The organism is gamma proteobacterium symbiont of Axiagastus rosmarus (genome assembly GCF_059730925.1).
Genome location: NZ_AP035925.1, coordinates 119031 through 136138, shown reverse-complemented (window position 1 = coordinate 136138; position 17108 = coordinate 119031). Strand labels below are relative to the sequence as shown.

Annotated in this window: 13 protein-coding genes; 7 read left to right on the top strand and 6 right to left on the bottom strand. The window is 59.5% G+C overall.

Translation table 11 applies throughout. The annotated features are described in order from the left end of the window. Nucleotides 1-8: 8 nt before the first annotated feature. Together argB and argC are read right to left on the bottom strand one after the other, a co-directional pair. Nucleotides 9-785: an acetylglutamate kinase gene (argB, locus tag AC6I8F_RS00630; protein ID WP_058775576.1), complete on the bottom strand. Its 777-nt coding sequence runs from the start codon at nt 783-785 to the stop codon at nt 9-11. Between the two features lie 18 nt (nt 786-803). Then, nucleotides 804-1808: an N-acetyl-gamma-glutamyl-phosphate reductase gene (argC, locus tag AC6I8F_RS00625; RefSeq protein WP_150361688.1), complete on the bottom strand. Its 1005-nt coding sequence runs from the start codon at nt 1806-1808 to the stop codon at nt 804-806. A 167-nt stretch (nt 1809-1975) separates the two neighbouring features. On the opposite strand from argC, the gene argE reads away from it, so the two are divergent. Both argE and ppc read left to right on the top strand, forming a co-directional pair. Further along, on the top strand, nt 1976-3124 hold the full coding sequence (gene argE / locus AC6I8F_RS00620) for an acetylornithine deacetylase (RefSeq protein WP_021506832.1): 1149 nt from the start codon (nt 1976-1978) through the stop codon (nt 3122-3124). 249 nt (nt 3125-3373) lie between these two features. Then, nucleotides 3374-6025 (top strand): phosphoenolpyruvate carboxylase, encoded by a 2652-nt coding sequence (gene ppc, locus AC6I8F_RS00615; protein WP_031279588.1) that lies wholly within the window; start codon nt 3374-3376, stop codon nt 6023-6025. Nucleotides 6026-6101: 76 nt separating this feature from the next. Here the strand turns inward: ppc and metF are convergent, their stop codons facing one another. From metF to metB, 3 genes are all read right to left on the bottom strand, one after another. Beyond that, entirely contained in the window at nt 6102-6998 is an 897-nt protein-coding gene (gene metF / locus AC6I8F_RS00610; protein ID WP_021506834.1) for a methylenetetrahydrofolate reductase, read from the bottom strand. 214 nt (nt 6999-7212) lie between these two features. Then, nucleotides 7213-9645, bottom strand: a complete 2433-nt coding sequence (locus AC6I8F_RS00605; RefSeq protein ID WP_498028388.1) for a bifunctional aspartate kinase/homoserine dehydrogenase II — start codon at nt 9643-9645, stop codon at nt 7213-7215. A 2-nt stretch (nt 9646-9647) separates the two neighbouring features. Next, nucleotides 9648-10808 (bottom strand): cystathionine gamma-synthase, encoded by a 1161-nt coding sequence (metB, locus tag AC6I8F_RS00600; protein WP_021506836.1) that lies wholly within the window; start codon nt 10806-10808, stop codon nt 9648-9650. Between the two features lie 279 nt (nt 10809-11087). On the opposite strand from metB, the gene metJ reads away from it, so the two are divergent. After that, nucleotides 11088-11405: a met regulon transcriptional regulator MetJ gene (gene metJ / locus AC6I8F_RS00595; protein ID WP_007885403.1), complete on the top strand. Its 318-nt coding sequence runs from the start codon at nt 11088-11090 to the stop codon at nt 11403-11405. Nucleotides 11406-11482: 77 nt separating this feature from the next. On the opposite strand, the gene rpmE is transcribed toward metJ, so the two are convergent. Beyond that, nucleotides 11483-11698 carry a 50S ribosomal protein L31 gene (rpmE, locus tag AC6I8F_RS00590; protein ID WP_021506837.1) on the bottom strand — a complete coding sequence of 72 codons (216 nt, stop codon included), beginning with the start codon at nt 11696-11698 and terminating at the stop codon, nt 11483-11485. A 276-nt stretch (nt 11699-11974) separates the two neighbouring features. On the opposite strand from rpmE, the gene priA reads away from it, so the two are divergent. The 4 genes from priA to hslV all read left to right on the top strand — a co-directional run bounded on the left by priA (nt 11975) and on the right by hslV (nt 17103). Beyond that, nucleotides 11975-14173, top strand: a complete 2199-nt coding sequence (priA, locus tag AC6I8F_RS00585; protein WP_498028387.1) for a primosomal protein N' — start codon at nt 11975-11977, stop codon at nt 14171-14173. 166 nt (nt 14174-14339) lie between these two features. After that, on the top strand, nt 14340-15377 hold the full coding sequence (cytR, locus tag AC6I8F_RS00580; RefSeq protein WP_021506839.1) for a DNA-binding transcriptional regulator CytR: 1038 nt from the start codon (nt 14340-14342) through the stop codon (nt 15375-15377). A 153-nt stretch (nt 15378-15530) separates the two neighbouring features. Beyond that, on the top strand, nt 15531-16430 hold the full coding sequence (gene ftsN / locus AC6I8F_RS00575; RefSeq protein ID WP_141496801.1) for a cell division protein FtsN: 900 nt from the start codon (nt 15531-15533) through the stop codon (nt 16428-16430). Nucleotides 16431-16572: 142 nt separating this feature from the next. Continuing rightward, nucleotides 16573-17103, top strand: a complete 531-nt coding sequence (hslV, locus tag AC6I8F_RS00570) for an ATP-dependent protease subunit HslV (RefSeq protein ID WP_031279590.1) — start codon at nt 16573-16575, stop codon at nt 17101-17103. The last annotated feature ends 5 nt before the right edge of the window (nt 17104-17108 follow it).

Here is a 17108-nt window from a genome sequence, read left to right as displayed (position 1 = left end):
ATCCTTGATTATGCGAGAATCCGGGTGCCAATCGACACGCCGTTGAAAAGGGTTGGCAGCTGTTCAGCATGACGCCAGCTGGCGATATCCACCGGGCGGCCCAGCGTACGCGCCGCGTCGAGCGCCGCATGCACTTTCACAATCATGCCATCGGTAATAATGCCCTGGGCAATCAGCTGCTCGGCTTTGGCTGCAGTCATCTCGGCGATGCGCTGACCTTTGCCGTCGAGAATACCGCTGACGTCTGACAGCAGCACCAGATCGGCACCGATCGTCGCCGCCAGCGCGGTCGCGGCCTGGTCGGCGTTGACGTTCATCAGTTCGCCGCCGTCGGTGATGCCAATCGAGCTGATCACCGGCATATAGCCTGCATCCAGCAGCGTATTGATCAGCTGCGGATTACCCGGCGTGGCGTTGCCGACATGCCCCAGCTCCTCATCGAACTGTGCCACGTTCACCAGGCCGGCATCGCCGAGGCATAAACCCACTGCGCCAATGCCGTACTTCTTCGCCCATGCCAGCAGCGTTTTGTTGGCGGTGCCGGCCAGCGCACCGGTAATAATGTCGATCTGATCGGCTGGCGTCACGCGCAAACCGTTCTTCTTTTTCACCGGCAGCGCCAGTTTCTTCATCAGCTCGTCCACCAGGCAGCCACCGCCGTGGACGATGATCAGCGGACGCTGATACTGCGTGCGGTACGCCAGCAGGGCATCAAACAGACGCGCCAGCGCTTCTTCGCTATCCAGCAGTACGCCGCCCAGCTTAATGATCAGAGGATTGCTCATGGTCAGGTTATCCGTCCGTTAAATCAGAGACAGCGTTTCGGGGAAGCCGAAACGAATATTGAGACACTGCACCGCCTGTGAGGAGGCACCTTTCAGCAGGTTGTCTTCCGCTGCGACAACAATCAGGTGCTCGCCCTGCACGGCAAAGCCGATATCGCAGAACGGCAGGCCAACCACCCCTTTCAGCGCCGGTACGCCTTTGTCGTACAGCCGCACCAGCGGTTTGTCGTGGTAAGCGCTGTGGAACGCCGCCGCCACATCCTGCTGGCTCACGCCGGCGTTCAGACGACAGGTGATGGTTTCCAGAATGCCGCGCGGGAAATTACCGAGATGCGGCGTGAAGATCACCGGCGTGCCGAGATGGGCCACAATCTCCGGATGGTGACGGTGATTGAAAAGGCCGTACGGCTGCAGGCTGACTTCACAGAAGCTGGTGGTGACGCTGGCTTTACGCCCGGCACCGCTGACGCCACTGGTGGCATTGATGACCGGCCACTGAGCCGGATTAAGCAGGCCAGCCTTAATCAGCGGCTTAAGCGCCAGCTGCGCGGCGGTCGGATAGCAACCCGGCACCGCCACCAGCTGCGCGTCTTTAATCTGCGCGTGGTTCCATTCGGCCAGGCCGTAAACGGCTTTGTCGAGCCACGCCTGGTGCTGATGGCTGAAACCGTAATACTGTTGATAAAAGCCGTCGTCGTTAACGCGGAACGCACCTGAGAGGTCGAACACCACGCAGCCGGCTTTCAGGAATTCCGGGGCCAGATCGTGGCTGACTTCGTGTGCGGTGGCGAGGAACACCACATCGACCTTGCCGGCCCACTCTGCGGCATCACCCAGCGGCTGCAATGGCAAATCGACCCTGCCTTTCAGCTGCGGATGGAGATCGGAGAGTAACTTTCCGGCATCCGGGCTTTGCGCTGAAACCGCCAAAGCGGTTATGTTCATATGCGGGTGGCGATTCAGGTAGGTGGCAAGCTCTACGCCAGCATAACCACTGGCACCAACGATCAGCGTATTCAACATCAGGCTGTATACCTTATTACAGTCACACGTATCGGGTCGCGGCATTGCCCCGTTGCCCACGATGCCGTTTGCAGCTTTTTTCAGTTCACATGCAGACGACGTTAATGTATTTTTATTCACTATTAATGCATTAATATTGATACATCCTAACCCAGGGACCGTCAACAGTGAAGACAAAAATTCCACCTTTTATCGAACTCTACCGCCAGCTGATTGCAACACCGTCGATCAGCGCCACCGACAGCGCGCTGGATCAGAGCAATGAAACTTTAATCAATTTGCTGGCGGGCTGGTTCCGCGATCTCGGCTTCAGCGTGGAAGTCCAGCCGGTGCCGGGTACGCGCCATAAATTCAACCTGCTGGCGCGCAGCGGCAGCGGCGCAGGTGGCCTGCTGCTGGCGGGCCATACCGACACCGTGCCGTACGACGATGGCCGCTGGACGCGCGATCCCTTCACCCTGACCGAACACGACAACAAGCTGTACGGCTTAGGCACCGCCGACATGAAAGGCTTCTTTGCCTTTATTCTTGATGCGCTGCGTGACGTTGACGTGACGAAGCTCAGCAAACCGCTGTACATCCTCGCCACCGCCGATGAAGAGACCACGATGGCCGGCGCGAAATACTTTTCTGAATCGACCCAGCTGCGGCCGGACTGCGCCATCATCGGCGAACCGACGTCGCTGAAACCGGTGCGCGCCCACAAAGGCCACCTGTCGCACGCCATCCGCATTCAGGGTCAGTCCGGTCATTCCAGCGATCCGGCGCGCGGCGTGAACGCGATCGAGCTGATGCATGAATCCATTACTCAGCTGATGCAGCTGCGTAATACGCTGAAAGAGCGCTATCACCATGACGGCTTCGCCATTCCATATCCGACCATGAACTTTGGCCATATCCATGGCGGCGACGCGGCGAACCGCATCTGCGCCTGCTGTGAGCTGCATATGGATATTCGTCCGCTGCCGGGACTGACGCTGAGCGATCTCGACGGTTTACTCAATGAAGCGCTGGCACCGGTGAGCGCGCGCTGGCCAGGCCGTCTGACTGTCGGTGAGCTGCATCCGCCGATTCCCGGCTACGAATGCCCGGCCGACCATGAACTGGTCAAAGTGGTGGAGAAGCTACTGGGCGTGCCGACAGAAGTGGTGAATTACTGCACCGAAGCGCCGTTTATCCAGCAGTTGTGCCCGACGCTGGTGTTAGGGCCTGGATCCATCAATCAGGCGCATCAGCCAGACGAGTTTATTGATACCGCATTTATTAAGCCGACTCATGCGCTTATCACTCAGGTTGTGCAGCATTTTTGCCATTGATGATTAAAAGATGGGGCATTTCACTGCGAAATCAGCAAATTGCCCCGTCATTATCCGGGATTTGATAATAAGAATAACTTATCCCACCTCCTGTCAATTAAATTCGATGAATTTCCGATAGTTAGCAGCACGATACCGGCAATTTAAGTCAATTGACGAACAGGAAGAACCGTGGCTAGATAAAAGACGATGTTATGCCCGTTGGGTATAGAGGTTTTATATTTAAGACGATAAGGGTGTCAGGGTCACATGAACGAACAATATTCCGCAATGCGAAGTAATGTCAGTATGCTCGGCAAACTGCTCGGGGATACGATAAAGGATGCACTGGGAGAGAACATCCTCGATCGGGTGGAGACCATCCGCAAGCTCTCTAAGTCATCCCGTGCAGGAAATGACACTCATCGTAAGGAACTGCTCTCCACGCTGCAAAACCTGTCTAACGACGAGCTGCTGCCGGTGGCACGCGCGTTCAGCCAGTTCCTTAACCTCACCAACGTGGCAGAACAGTATCAAACCATTTCGCGCAGCGGCGACGGTGCTAACCATCCGGAGCTGCTGAAAAAGACCTTCGAGCGCCTGAAGCAGCAGAGCGATCTCAGCGAGCCGGCCATCCGCCAGGCGATTGAGGAGCTGTCGCTGGAGCTGGTGCTCACCGCTCACCCGACCGAAATTACCCGCCGCACGCTGATCCACAAGCTGGGCGAAGTGAACAGCTGTCTGCAGCAGCTCGACCACAGTGACATCACCGACTACGAACGCAACCAGGTTATGCGCCGTCTGCGTCAGCTGGTAGCACAGGCGTGGCACACCGATGAGATCCGTAAATATCGCCCGACGCCGGTAGATGAAGCCAAATGGGGCTTCGCGGTGGTGGAGAACAGCCTGTGGGAAGGCGTACCGGCGTTTCTGCGCGAGCTAAACCAGCAGGTGGAAGAGAGCTTCGGCATCCAGCTGCCGGTGGATTTCGTGCCAATCAAATTTACCTCGTGGATGGGCGGCGACCGTGACGGTAACCCGAACGTCACCGCACCGATTACCCGCCACGTGATGCAGCTAAGCCGCTGGAAAGCCGCCGACCTGTTCCTGCGCGACATCGGCGTGCTGGTGTCGGAGCTGTCGATGTCCGAGTGCAGCGACGAAGTGCGCGAACTGTGTGGCGATGCGGAGGCGCTGGAGCCATATCGTGTGATTCTGAAGCGTATCCGCAGCCAGCTGATGAGCACCCAGAGCTATCTGGAGCGCCGCCTGAAGGGTGAGCGCCTGCCGCGTCCAGCCGATCTGCTGGTTTCAAACGATCAGCTGTGGCAGCCGCTGTTTGCTATTTACCAGTCGCTGCAGCAGTGCGGCATGGGCATCATCGCCAACGGCCAGCTGCTGGATACGCTGCGCCGCGTGAAGTGCTTCGGCGTGCCGCTGGTGCGTATCGATATCCGTCAGGAGAGCACCCGCCACACCGAAGCGATTGCCGAAGTGACGCGCTATCTCGGACTGGGCGACTACGAAAGCTGGTCAGAAGCCGATAAGCAGGCGTTTCTGATCCGTGAACTGAATTCCAAGCGGCCGCTGCTGCCGCGGCAGTGGGAGCCCAGCGACAACACGCGTGAAGTGCTGGATACCTGCAAAGTGGCGGCAGAAGCGCCGCAGGGCTCGATTGCCGCCTATGTGATTTCGATGGCCAAAACGCCGTCTGACGTGCTGGCGGTGCATCTGCTGCTGAAAGAGGCCGGTATCCCTTACGCAATGCCGGTGGCGCCGCTGTTTGAAACCCTCGACGACCTCAACAACGCCAATGACGTGATGAGCCAGCTGCTGAATATCGACTGGTATCGCGGCTTCATCAACGGCAAGCAGATGGTGATGATTGGCTATTCCGACTCGGCAAAAGATGCCGGCGTGATGGCAGCCAGCTGGGCACAGTATCAGGCCCAGGATGCGCTGATTAAAACCTGCGACAAAGCCGGCATTACCCTGACGCTGTTCCACGGACGCGGCGGTTCGATTGGCCGCGGTGGCGCACCGGCGCATGCAGCCCTGCTGTCACAGCCGCCGGGCAGCCTGAAAGGCGGCCTGCGCGTGACCGAACAGGGCGAAATGATCCGCTTCAAATATGGCCTGCCGGAAGTCACCATCGCCAGCCTGTCGCTTTACACCGGGGCGATTCTGGAAGCCAACCTGCTGCCACCGCCAGAGCCAAAACGCGAATGGCAGGAGATCATGAACGGCCTGTCAGCCTATTCGTGCGCCATGTACCGTGGCTATGTGCGTGAAAATCCGGACTTCGTACCCTACTTCCGCTCGGCGACGCCAGAGCAGGAGCTGGGTAAACTGCCGCTCGGCTCGCGCCCGGCGAAACGGCGTCCGACCGGCGGCGTTGAGTCGCTGCGCGCCATTCCGTGGATCTTCGCCTGGACGCAGAACCGCCTGATGCTGCCCGCGTGGCTGGGTGCCGGCGCGGCGCTGCAGAAAGCGATGGACGAAGGCCATCAGGATCAGCTGGAAACCATGTGCAGCGAATGGCCGTTCTTCGCCACGCGCCTCGGCATGCTGGAGATGGTGTTCTCGAAGGCTGACCTGTGGCTGGCGGAGTATTACGATCAGCGTCTGGTGGATAAATCGCTGTGGCCGCTCGGCAAACAGCTGCGCGATCAGCTCGATGCCGACATCAAAGCGGTGCTGACCATCGCGAATGATGCGCATCTGATGGCGGACCAGCCGTGGATCGCCGAATCCATCGCGCTGCGTAACGTCTACACCGATCCGCTCAACGTGCTGCAGGCGGAACTGCTGCAGCGTGCGCGTGCGCAGGAAGAGCGCGGCGATGAACCTGATGCGCGCGTAGAACAGGCGCTGATGGTCACTATCGCTGGCGTCGCGGCCGGCATGCGTAACACCGGCTAACGGCTGGCGGCGCATCACGCCTCGCACAGCAAAAAGGGGGCCCTGAGGCCCCCTTCTCTTTTTTATCCTTTCACGCTTATGCCGCCAGCGTCGGGCGAACACCCAGCGTGTGGCAGATGGCGTAGCTCATCTCTGCGCGGTTCAGCGTGTAGAAATGAAAGTCCTTCACCCCTTCGCGCGACAGGATTTTCACCATGTCCATGGCGATGTTGGCACCGACCATTTTGCGCGTCTCCGCATCATCATCCAGCCCGTCAAACATGGCGTTCATCCAGCCCGGTACGCGCACGTTGGTCATGGTGGCGAAACGCTGCAGCTGTTTAAAGTTGGAGACCGGCAGAATGCCCGGCACGATCTCCACGTCGATACCGGTGGCCACACAGCGATCGCGAAAGCGCAGATAGCTCTCCACATCGAAGAAAAACTGGGTAATCGCGCGACTGGCGCCGGCATCAATTTTTCGCTTCAGGTTGATCAAATCCGCCTGCGCACTCTTCGCTTCCGGATGCACTTCGGGATAGGCCGCTACCGAGATGTCGAAATCACCGACCTCTTTCAGCAGCGACACCAGATCGCTGCCGTACATGTCCGGTTTGCCGCCGCCCGGTGGTAAATCGCCGCGCAGCGCCACGATATGGCGAATGCCGTTATTCCAGTAGTCTCGCGCAATGGCGCGCAGTTCATCGCGCGTCGCATCAATACAGGTGAGATGCGGTGCCGCTTCCAGTCCGGTGCGCTCTTTAATGCCTTTGATGATGCTGTGAGTGCGGTCGCGCTCGCCGGAGTTGGCTCCGTAAGTTACCGAGACGAATTTGGGTTTCAGGCTGCTCAGGCGGTCGATGGAGTTCCACAGAGTTGCTTCCATTTCGCTGGTGCGGGGCGGGAAAAACTCAAAAGAGACATTAATTTGCCCGTTCAGCTCAGCCAGGCTCTGGTTCAGCGCTTCGCGCTGATTGGCATGAAAGAAACTCATCCTGTTACCTCATCATCACATATCGATTAATTTGCGAACCGCGAACATCCATACGTTTAGACGTCCAGATGCACAAAATGAACGATCTTCCGCTTAGCGTCAACATAAAATTGTTTGCCGGGCGTGACAAATATTCAACCAAAGTGAAAGGGATTCACCTGACGGGGAAGCAGAGGGAAAAACGCAGACAGCGGACGCCGTCTGCGCAGCAGGTTTACAGCAGTTGGGCGAGACGATTGATATCCGATTGCAGCGCACCGGCGGTGACATCCCGGCCGGCACCTGGCCCGCGGATCACCAGCGGATTGTCGCGATACCAGCGGCTTTCGATGGCAAACACGTTATCGCACGGCAGCAGCGCCGCCAGCGGATGCTCAGGACGCACCGCTTCCACGCCGACGCGCGCTTTACCGTTGGCATCGAAACGCGCCACGTAGCGCAGCACCAGACCCATCTCCTGTGCGGCTTCGAAGCGCTGCAGCATCTGCTCGTTCAGCTCGTCGGCGTTTTCAAAGAAGTGGTCGATGGATTCGCCTTCGCACTGTGACGGCACCAGCGATTCAACCCGCACCTGATCCGGTTCGATGTCGTAACCGGCTTCGCGCGCCAGAATCACCAGCTTACGCATTACATCCTGACCGGAGAGATCAACGCGCGGATCGGGCTCGGTTAAGCCCTGCTGCCACGCCTGATCGACCAGCTCGCTGAACGGCACCGTGCCGTCGAACTGCAGGAACAGCCACGACAGTGTGCCGGAGAAGATACCGCTGATCGCCAGAATGCTGTCGCCGCTTTCGCGCAGATCGCGCACCGTATGGTTGACCGGCAGTCCGGCGCCCACGGTCGCGTTGTACAGCCAGTGGCGACCGGTTTTGGCGAAGGCATCGCGCACCTGACGCCAGCTCTGGCCGCTGGCAGCGCCGGCCACTTTGTTGGCGCTGATGACGTGGAAACCGTGGCTGGCAAAATCGTGATACTGCTGTGCCAGCGAGTGGCTGGCGGTGACGTCCAGCACCACCAGATCGTCAAACGGGTGCGCTCGCATCCACAGGAACAGCGACTCTTCGTCGCGCGCTTCCGCTTCATCATCAAAGAAGGCCAGCGCCCGGCTGGCGTCGAGACCGTCATAGCTCAGCAGGCTGCGGCTGCTGTCCGCCACGCCCGCCAGCACAAATTCGAACCCGGTACGCGCCGACAGCGTCTCCTGCTCGCGCGCAAACAGCTCCAGCCAGCGTGAACCGATATTGCCTTTGCCGAACAGAATCAGGCCGATGCGCTTCTCAGCACGGAACAGCGACTGGTGCAGCCCCTGAATCAGATGCTGGGTCGGTCCGACGCGCAGCACCGCCACCAGGCTGATGTGATCTTCTGACTGCCAGACGAATTCAACCGGCTGGTCTTTGATCTGCTGCCAGAAGCGGTGGCTGTGCAGCGGATTACGCGTCACGCCAGCGCCAACCAGCGCCACCAGCGCTAAACCGTCGCGCAGCTGCAAATGGCCGGGCAACGCCGCGTCCTGCAGCAGGTTAAACGCACTGTTAACCACTTCCGAGGTGTAACACAGCTGCAGCAGACGGCGATCCGGGTGCACGCCCATCGCCAGCGGACGCAGCTGCGCGCGCTTCAGCAGCAGATCGATCTCTTTCTGCTGAGTCGCAAAATCGTGGCTGTCGGGAATCTGAATCTCAACCAAGCAGACATCGTCGTGGCTGGTGACGATGCGTGCACCGGTGCCGGAGGCCAGCACGCGCTCAATGCGCGTCGAGCCCTGCTCCGGCTGATAGCTGCAGCGCAGCTGTAAATCGATATCGCTGTTGGAGACCGGCTGCAGCGTGCGCGTGTGCAGCACCGGTGCTGCCAGTCGCGCCAGCTCGCTGGCCTCATCCAGCCGCAGCAGCGGCAGCAGGCAGGCATCGGAGACCTTGCGCGGGTCCGCGCTGTAAACGCCGGCCACGTCGCTCCAGATGGTGACGCGGTTAACGCCCGCCAGCGCGCCAATCTGCGTTGCCGAGTAGTCAGAGCCGTTACGGCCGAGCAGTACGGTTTCGCCCGCTTCGCTGCGGCTGATAAAGCCAGTGACCACCAGACGCTTATGCGGATGCTGCGCCAGCAGCGCCTGCAGCAGCGGCCAGGATTTGCCTTCATCTACCTGCGGCTGTGCCGCACGTTCGGCACGCAGGAAGTCGCGCGCATCCAGCCACGCCGCTTCGATATCGCGCTGGCTGAGCACCGCCGCCATCAGGCGCGCCGACCAGATTTCGCCATGGCCAACCACTTCGGCGTACACCGCATCGGTGATGGCGCCGTCGAGCAGCGCCGCCAGGCGTTCAAGATCGCGGATGAAGGCTGCGGTCAGGGTTTCTGCATATTCAGCAGGCAGCAGTGCAGCGATCAGTTCGCTGTGAAAACGGCGTAACGCCTGTTGCACCTGATGGGCCGATAAGCGATCGCTCTGGCTCAGCTTGAGCCAGCTGATCAGCTGGTTAGTGGTGCTGCCTGCGGCAGAGACCACCATTAAGTCGCCCGGCTGGCTGTAATCGGCCATGATACCGGCGACGCGCTGATAACAGCGCGCGTCGGCCAGGCTACTGCCACCAAATTTATGCAACTGCTTGATCGGCGTTCCCGCGCCTGCTGAAATCGTCATGGTTACCCCTCGGCTGCGATCCTGAATGCATTATCCAGGTCGGCGATTAAATCTTCGTGATCTTCAATTCCGACAGAAATACGCAGCAGCGAGTCGGAAATGCCCGCTGCGGCACGCGCGTCCGCCGACATGCCGGCGTGCGTCATGGTGGCGGTGTGCGAAATCAGACTTTCCACGCCGCCCAGCGACTCCGCCAGCGTAAACAGCTGCAGCGCCTTCAGGAAGCGGCGCAGCCGCGCCTCATCGGCGTCGAGTTCAAAACTGAGCATGGCGCCAAAACCGCGCTGCTGACGGGCGGCAAACTGGTGTCCGGCATTCTCTGGCAGAGACGGATGATACAGCTTCTTCACCAGCGGTTGTTGCTTCAGGTAATCAACAATCGCCAGGGCGTTACGCTGCGCCGCCGCCATGCGCGGTGCCAGCGTGCGCAGGCCGCGCAGCAGCAGATAGCTGTCAAATGCCGCGCCGGTGACGCCAATGTTATTCGCCCACCAGGCGAGTTCCGTGACCAGCGCCGGATCTTTAGCGATGACCGCACCGGCCACCACGTCCGAGTGACCATTGAGGTATTTGGTGCAGGAGTGGATCACCAGATCGGCACCCAGCGCCAGCGGGTTCTGCAGCGCCGGGCTGAGGAAGGTGTTGTCCACTACGCTCACCGCACCGGCAGCACGCGCGGCGGCGCAGATGGCCGCAATGTCCACCACGCGCAGCAGCGGATTGCTCGGGCTTTCGACCAGCACCAGCTTTGGTTTTTCCGCCAGCGCCGCCGCCAGCGCCGCTTCATCGCCCTGATCGACAAACTTCACGCGGTAAGCGCCACGCTTGCTCAGGCTGTCAAACAGACGATAGCTGCCGCCGTAGCAGTCGTGCGGCGCCACCAGCAGATCGCCTGGCTTCAGGAACACCGTCGTCACCAGATGAATCGCCGACATCCCGGTGTTGGTCAGCACCGCGCCCGCGCCCCCTTCCAGCTCAGCCAGCGCGCGCTGGACCACATCGCGCGTCGGGTTACCACGGCGTGAATAGTCATGCGCGCGCGGCTCGTTGAAATCGAGGAAGTTATAGGTGCTGGAGAGGTGAATCGGTGGGACAACGCAGCCATATTGCTCGTCATCATTCAAACCGCTGCGTACTGCGATGGTTGCCTGTTTACGCGTCATGGTGCTTACTGTTCCTGAAGTGTAATAAAAAAGTGGCAACAGAATAACATTCCGCAACTGGACGTCAATACATCTGGACATCTAAATGTCTTTGCGTATAGATTGAGCAAAGCCGCAATACCCGCTAAAATTACGCGTCATCGCCTGGTGTTCAGCGCGCTTTCCTGTGAAACGCGATGTGTAAGCATAAAACCGGCAGTTTAAGCGGTCAGGCATCGAAAAATCGGGCATAATCAACGGATTTCCCCATATTCAACTTTTTATTGATTAAGGTAACCCATGGCTGAATGGAACGGCGAATATATCAGCCCTTACGCTGAACACGGTAAGAAGAGCGAGCAGGTTAAGAAGATTACAGTTTCTATCCCGCTGAAAGTGCTGAAGATTTTAACGGATGAGCGTACCCGCCGTCAGGTGAACAATCTGCGTCACGCCACCAACAGCGAACTGCTGTGCGAAGCCTTTTTGCATGCCTTCACCGGGCAACCGCTGCCGAATGATGTTGATCTGCGTAAAGAGCGCAGCGACGAGATTCCGGAAGAAGCAAAACAGATTATGCGTGAGATGGGCATCGATCCCGACAGCTGGGAATACTGAGGCCAGAAATAAAAAAACCCAGCCGAGGCTGGGTTTTTTCTTGCAACCGAATCGTGAAGATTCGCCGGCAAATAATCTTATTTCTTGCTGCCTGGGATGCTGAAACGCTTGTTGAAGCGATCAACACGACCACCAGAGTCAACAACACGCTGCTTACCGGTGTAGAACGGGTGGCATTTGCCGCACACGTCCAGGTTCAGGGTACCAGTCATGGTTGAACGGGTGTTGATCACGTTGCCGCAAGAGCAGGTGATGGTCACAGCTTCGTATTTCGGGTGAATACCTTGTTTCATGGGAGAACCTCATAAAAGGCCGTGTCGCTCTCCGTGCCAGGCGAACCTGCACAGCACCACACGCGGTTAATAAATGGTGTATCTTTGACGAGTCATCTCATCAAAGGCGGCATAGTATACAGAAAATGAGCGCATTGATCAAATCCGCGCAATGCGCCGCGCTCTGCCATGCCGGGGAAACGCCTGCGGCCAGCGCCGCCGCGCGCTGAAGTATGACGGGGGTGACGCCAGCGTGTACACTACTTCTCCTTTTTACAGAACCGGATAGAGATCGACATGCCCGTTGTTCAGGTTGCCCTGCCCGTTCCGCTGCCTCGCCTGTTTGACTACCTGCTGCCCGCCGATGCGCCGCAGCCGGTGGCCGGCGCGCGCGTGAACGTGCCGTTCGGCAACCGGAAAATGACGGGCATCGTGGTTAGCACGCGCGCCACCAGCGATCTCCCCCTTGCCCAGCTGAAACAGATTGATGCGTTGCTCGACGACCGCTCGCTGTTTTCGCCGGCGCTGTGGCGCATCCTCAACTGGGCCGCCGGCTACTATCACTCTCCGCTCGGCGAAGTGCTCAGCCATGCGCTGCCGGTACTGCTGCGTCAGGGCAAACCGGCCCAGGAAGCGCCGCTGTGGCAGTGGGTGGTGAACGAAGCCGGGCGCGAAGTGGCGCTGGAAAGCCTGAAGCGCGCGCCGAAACAGCAGCAGGCGCTGGCGGCGTTGCGTCAGCGGCCGCTGTATCGTCACCAGATCGGCGAGCAGGATTTTACCGATGCCGCGCTGCAGGCGCTGCGTGCCAAAGGCCTGTGCGACCTGCGCGAACATGCGCCACAGCAGCACGACTGGCGCGCCAGTTTCGCGGTGAAAGGTGAACGGCTGCGGCTGAATACCGATCAGGCGATGGCGGTGGGCGCCATTCGCAGCGAGGATGAACATTACACCGCGTGGCTGCTGGCAGGCATTACCGGATCGGGTAAAACCGAGGTCTATCTCAGCGTGCTGGAGAATGTGCTGGCACGCGGCAAACAGGCGCTGGTGCTGGTGCCGGAAATTGGCCTGACGCCGCAAACTATCGCCCGTTTCCGTGAACGCTTCGATGCGCCAATTGATGTGCTGCACTCGGCGCTTAATGACAGCGAGCGTCTGGCGGTATGGCTGCGCGCGCGCAGCGGCGAGACCGCCATTGTTATCGGCACACGATCCGCGCTGTTCACACCGCTGGCGCGGCCGGGCGTGATCATCATCGATGAAGAACACGACAGCTCCTACAAACAGCAGGAGGGCTGGCGCTACCAGGCGCGCGATCTGGCGGTATTCCGCGCTCACGAAGAAGATGTGCCGATTGTGATGGGCTCGGCGACGCCAGCGCTGGAGACGCTGCACAACGTGCGTGTCGGTAAATATCGCCAGCTCAACCTGACCAAACGTGCCGGTAACGCCAAACCGGCGCTGCAGCAGCTAATCGATCTCAAGGGGCAGCAGCTGAAAGGCGGTCTCGCGCCAGCGCTGCTGGCCAGGATGCGCCAGCACCTGCAGGCGGATAATCAGGTTCTGCTGTTTCTCAATCGCCGCGGCTTTTCGCCGGCGCTGATGTGCCACGACTGCGGCTGGCTGGCGGAGTGTCAGCGCTGCGACAGTTATTACACGCTGCATCAGCAGCATCGTCAGCTGCGCTGTCACCACTGCGACAGCCAGCGTCCGCTGCCGCATCAGTGTCCGGGCTGCGGTTCCACCCATCTGCTGCCGGTCGGCGTGGGCACGGAACAGCTGGAGCAGCAGCTCAGCACGCTGTTTCCTGGCGTACCGGTGTCGCGCATCGATCGCGATACCACCAGCCGCAAAGGCGCGCTGGAACAGCATCTGGCCGATGTGCATCGCGGCGGGGCGCGCATTCTGGTCGGCACGCAGATGCTGGCCAAAGGCCATCACTTCCCGGACGTGACGCTGGTATCGCTGCTGGATGTCGATGGCGCGCTGTTTTCCGCCGATTTCCGTGCCGCCGAGCGCTTTGCCCAGCTTTATACGCAGGTTGCCGGCCGCGCCGGCCGCGCCGGTAAGCAGGGCGAAGTGCTACTACAGACGCACCATCCGGAACATCCACTGCTGCAAACGCTGCTGCATCGCGGCTATTTTGCGTTTGCCGATCAGACGCTGCTGGAGCGTCAGTCAGTGCAGCTGCCGCCGTGGACCAGCCACGCACTGTTTCGCGCTGAAGATCTGGATAACACGCAGGCGGCGGAGTTCCTTACTCAGCTGCGTAACCTGCTGGAAGCCAGCCCGCTCAAAGATGAGGCGATGTGGCTGATGGGGCCGGTGCCGGCGCTGGCACCGAAGCGCAGCGGACGCTGGCGCTGGCAACTGCTGCTACAGCATCCGTCGCGCAAGCGGCTGCAGCAGTTGCTGAGCAGTTCACTGCCGCTGGTCACCACCCTGCCCGCCGCGCGCAAAGTCAAATGGACGCTGGATATCGACCCCACCGAGAGTTAAGCCGCGCCACATCTGCGAGCCAGATCGAAAAAAGTCGCACAAGTCACAATTTTTATGCAAATTAAGTAACAACCTCACACGGCGTTGGGTTAACAATAGTGCCCGTCCCGGCACTGGGCCGGCTATGTGTGAATATCTATGCGCTGTACCGCGTCAGGAGTTAACGTTGGATCAGAAGCAACCCTCATCGGCAGCCACCATGAAAGATGTGGCCGAGCAGGCTGGCGTCTCCACCGCCACGGTTTCGCGCGCGCTGATGAATCCGGAAAAAGTCTCCGCCGCGACCCGGCAGAAAGTGGAACAGGCAGTGCAGGCGGTCGGCTATGCGCCGCACGGTCTGGCGCGCAACGCTAAACGCGGCGACACGCAAACCATTCTGGTGATTGTGCCGGACATCTGTGACCCTTTCTTCAGCGAGATTATCCGCGGCGTGGAAGTGACCGCCGCGCAGGAAGGCTATCTGGTGCTGATTGGTGACTGCGCGCATCAGGATCAGCAGGAAAAAACCTTCCTTAACCTGATGCTGACGCGCCAGATTGACGGCATGGTACTGCTGGGTTCGCAGCTGCCGTTTGACGCCGGCATTGAAGATCAGCGTAATCTGCCGCCGATGGTGATGGGCAACGAGTTCGCGCCGGAGATGGCGCTGCCCACGGTGCATATCGATAACCTGACCGCGGCCTTTGAAGCGGTGAATCACCTGTTACAGCTGGGCCATCGGCAGATCGCCTGCATCACCGGACCGGAACATATCCCGCTCAGCCAGTATCGGTTGCAGGGCTACATCCAGGCGCTGCGCCGCAGCAATATCGCCATCGATCCCACGCTGATTGTGCACGGCGACTTCACCTTTGAAGCCGGTGCCAGCGCGCTGAAGCAGCTGATGAGCCTGCCGCAGCCGCCGAAAGCCCTGTTCTGCCATAGCGATCTGATGGCGCTGGGCGCGATGAACCAGGCGCGCAAGCTGGGAATGCGTATTCCGCAGGATCTGTCGGTGGTCGGCTTCGATGATATCGAGCTGGCGCAATACTACGATCCGCCCCTGACCACCGTGGCACAGCCGCGTTTTGCCATTGGCCGCGAAGCGATGCTGCTGCTGCTGGATGAGCTGCAGGGCAAACGGGTCAACAACGGTTCACGCCTGCTCGACGCCGAACTCCGCGTCCGCGGCAGTACCGCACCGGCAGCAAAACGCGAAAAATGAATGCGGGAACCCTGCATTTTCAGCAGATTCTGAAGGCAGACTGTGCTGGTCAAAGTTCCAGCCCTTGAGTAACATGACGCATTCCTTGCCGGGCAAAATTAACACCCCATTTACACGCCCAGTGGCATTTTTTTGAAGGGTATCAGAACGAAAGTGGCACAGAGAGATTACGTAGGCCGCGGGCGTTCAACAGGGACGCGTCGCAAAAAACCCGCAGGCCGCAGCAAGAAAAGCAAAGTCGGCTCCGGCACTTCAAAGCTGATGATAGTACTGGCCGTGGCAGTGCTGGTGACCTTTGCCGGTGGTTTATGGTTCATCTCGCATCACAAAAAAGAAGAAACACCGGTGATTCCGAATCATAAAGCCAACGGTAATGGCCTGCCGCCGAAGCCGGAAGAGCGCTGGAAGTACATCAAAGAGCTGGAAAATCGTCAGGTGACCGTGCCGTCGCCCACCGAGCCGTCTGCCGGTGGCGAAATCAAGTCGCAAACCCAGCTGACCGACGAACAGCGTCAGCTGCTGGAGCAGATGCAGGCCGATATGCGCCAGCAGCCAACCCAGCTGAATGAAGTGCCGTGGAACGAACAGACCCCGGCTCAGCGCCAGCAAACGCTGCAGCGTCAGCAGCAGGCACAACAGCAACAACAGCAGTTGCAGCGTCAGCAACAGCAGTTACAGCAGCAGCGTCAGCAACAGTTGCAGCAGCAGCGCCAGCAGGAATTGCAGCAGCAGGCGGCACGCCAGCAGCAGCAACAGGCCGCGCCGATCACTCGCGAGCCGGCGAAGCCGCAGGAGAGCGCCAAAGCCAAAACGGAAGAGAAAGCGAGCACCCAGCGCTGGATGGTGCAGTGTGGCTCGTTTAAAGGCACCGATCAGGCGGAATCGGTACGCGCCGGTCTGGCGTTTGAAGGTTTCGAAAGCCGCATCACGACTGGCGGCGGCTGGAATCGCGTGGTGATTGGGCCGTTTAAAGACCGCAGCAGCGCAGACAGCACCGTGAAGCGCCTGCACAGCTCCGGCCACAGCAGCTGTATCCCGCTCGCCCTGCCTTAACCCTCCCTGCTCGCCCCCGGCAATTTGCAGCATCAGATATTGCCGGGGGTTGAAACCCCACAGGATTACCCCATATCTGGTTGCATGATACGCCGCGCCCGCTGCGCGGTGTCTTTTTTCCACTGCAACAAGGGGTCTGCCCGTGACAACAATAGTAAGTGTACGACGCAACGGCCGGGTCGTGATCGGCGGTGATGGCCAGGCGACGCTCGGCAATACCGTAATGAAAGGCAATGTTAAAAAGGTGCGTCGTCTTTACAACGACAAAGTGATCGCGGGCTTTGCTGGCGGCACCGCAGATGCCTTTACCCTGTTTGAACTGTTCGAACGCAAACTGGAGATGCATCAGGGCCATCTGGTGAAAGCCGCGGTCGAACTGGCGAAAGACTGGCGTACTGACCGGATGCTGCGCCGCCTTGAAGCGCTGCTGGCGGTTGCCGATGAGAACTCCTCGCTGATCATCAGCGGTAACGGTGACGTGATTCAGCCGGAAAATGACCTGATTGCCATCGGTTCCGGCGGGCCTTACGCCCAGGCAGCCGCCCGCGCGCTGCTGGAGAACACGGAGATGGGTGCGCACGATATCGTAGCCAAAGCGCTGAATATCGCCGGTGATATCTGCATCTACACCAACCACAACATTAACTACGAAGAATTACCGTCTAAGGCGTAAGGACC

What these genes read in the sequence shown, in the direction of transcription:
- argB (WP_058775576.1), bottom strand. Translation starts at nt 785, where the DNA reads ATGAGCAATCCTCTGATCATTAAGCTGGGCGGCGTACTGCTGGATAGC.
- argC (WP_150361688.1), bottom strand. Translation starts at nt 1,808, where the DNA reads ATGTTGAATACGCTGATCGTTGGTGCCAGTGGTTATGCTGGCGTAGAG.
- ppc (WP_031279588.1), top strand. Translation starts at nt 3,374, where the DNA reads ATGAACGAACAATATTCCGCAATGCGAAGTAATGTCAGTATGCTCGGC.
- metF (WP_021506834.1), bottom strand. Translation starts at nt 6,998, where the DNA reads ATGAGTTTCTTTCATGCCAATCAGCGCGAAGCGCTGAACCAGAGCCTG.
- AC6I8F_RS00605 (WP_498028388.1), bottom strand. Translation starts at nt 9,645, where the DNA reads ATGACGATTTCAGCAGGCGCGGGAACGCCGATCAAGCAGTTGCATAAA.
- metB (WP_021506836.1), bottom strand. Translation starts at nt 10,808, where the DNA reads ATGACGCGTAAACAGGCAACCATCGCAGTACGCAGCGGTTTGAATGAT.
- metJ (WP_007885403.1), top strand. Translation starts at nt 11,088, where the DNA reads ATGGCTGAATGGAACGGCGAATATATCAGCCCTTACGCTGAACACGGT.
- rpmE (WP_021506837.1), bottom strand. Translation starts at nt 11,698, where the DNA reads ATGAAACAAGGTATTCACCCGAAATACGAAGCTGTGACCATCACCTGC.
- priA (WP_498028387.1), top strand. Translation starts at nt 11,975, where the DNA reads ATGCCCGTTGTTCAGGTTGCCCTGCCCGTTCCGCTGCCTCGCCTGTTT.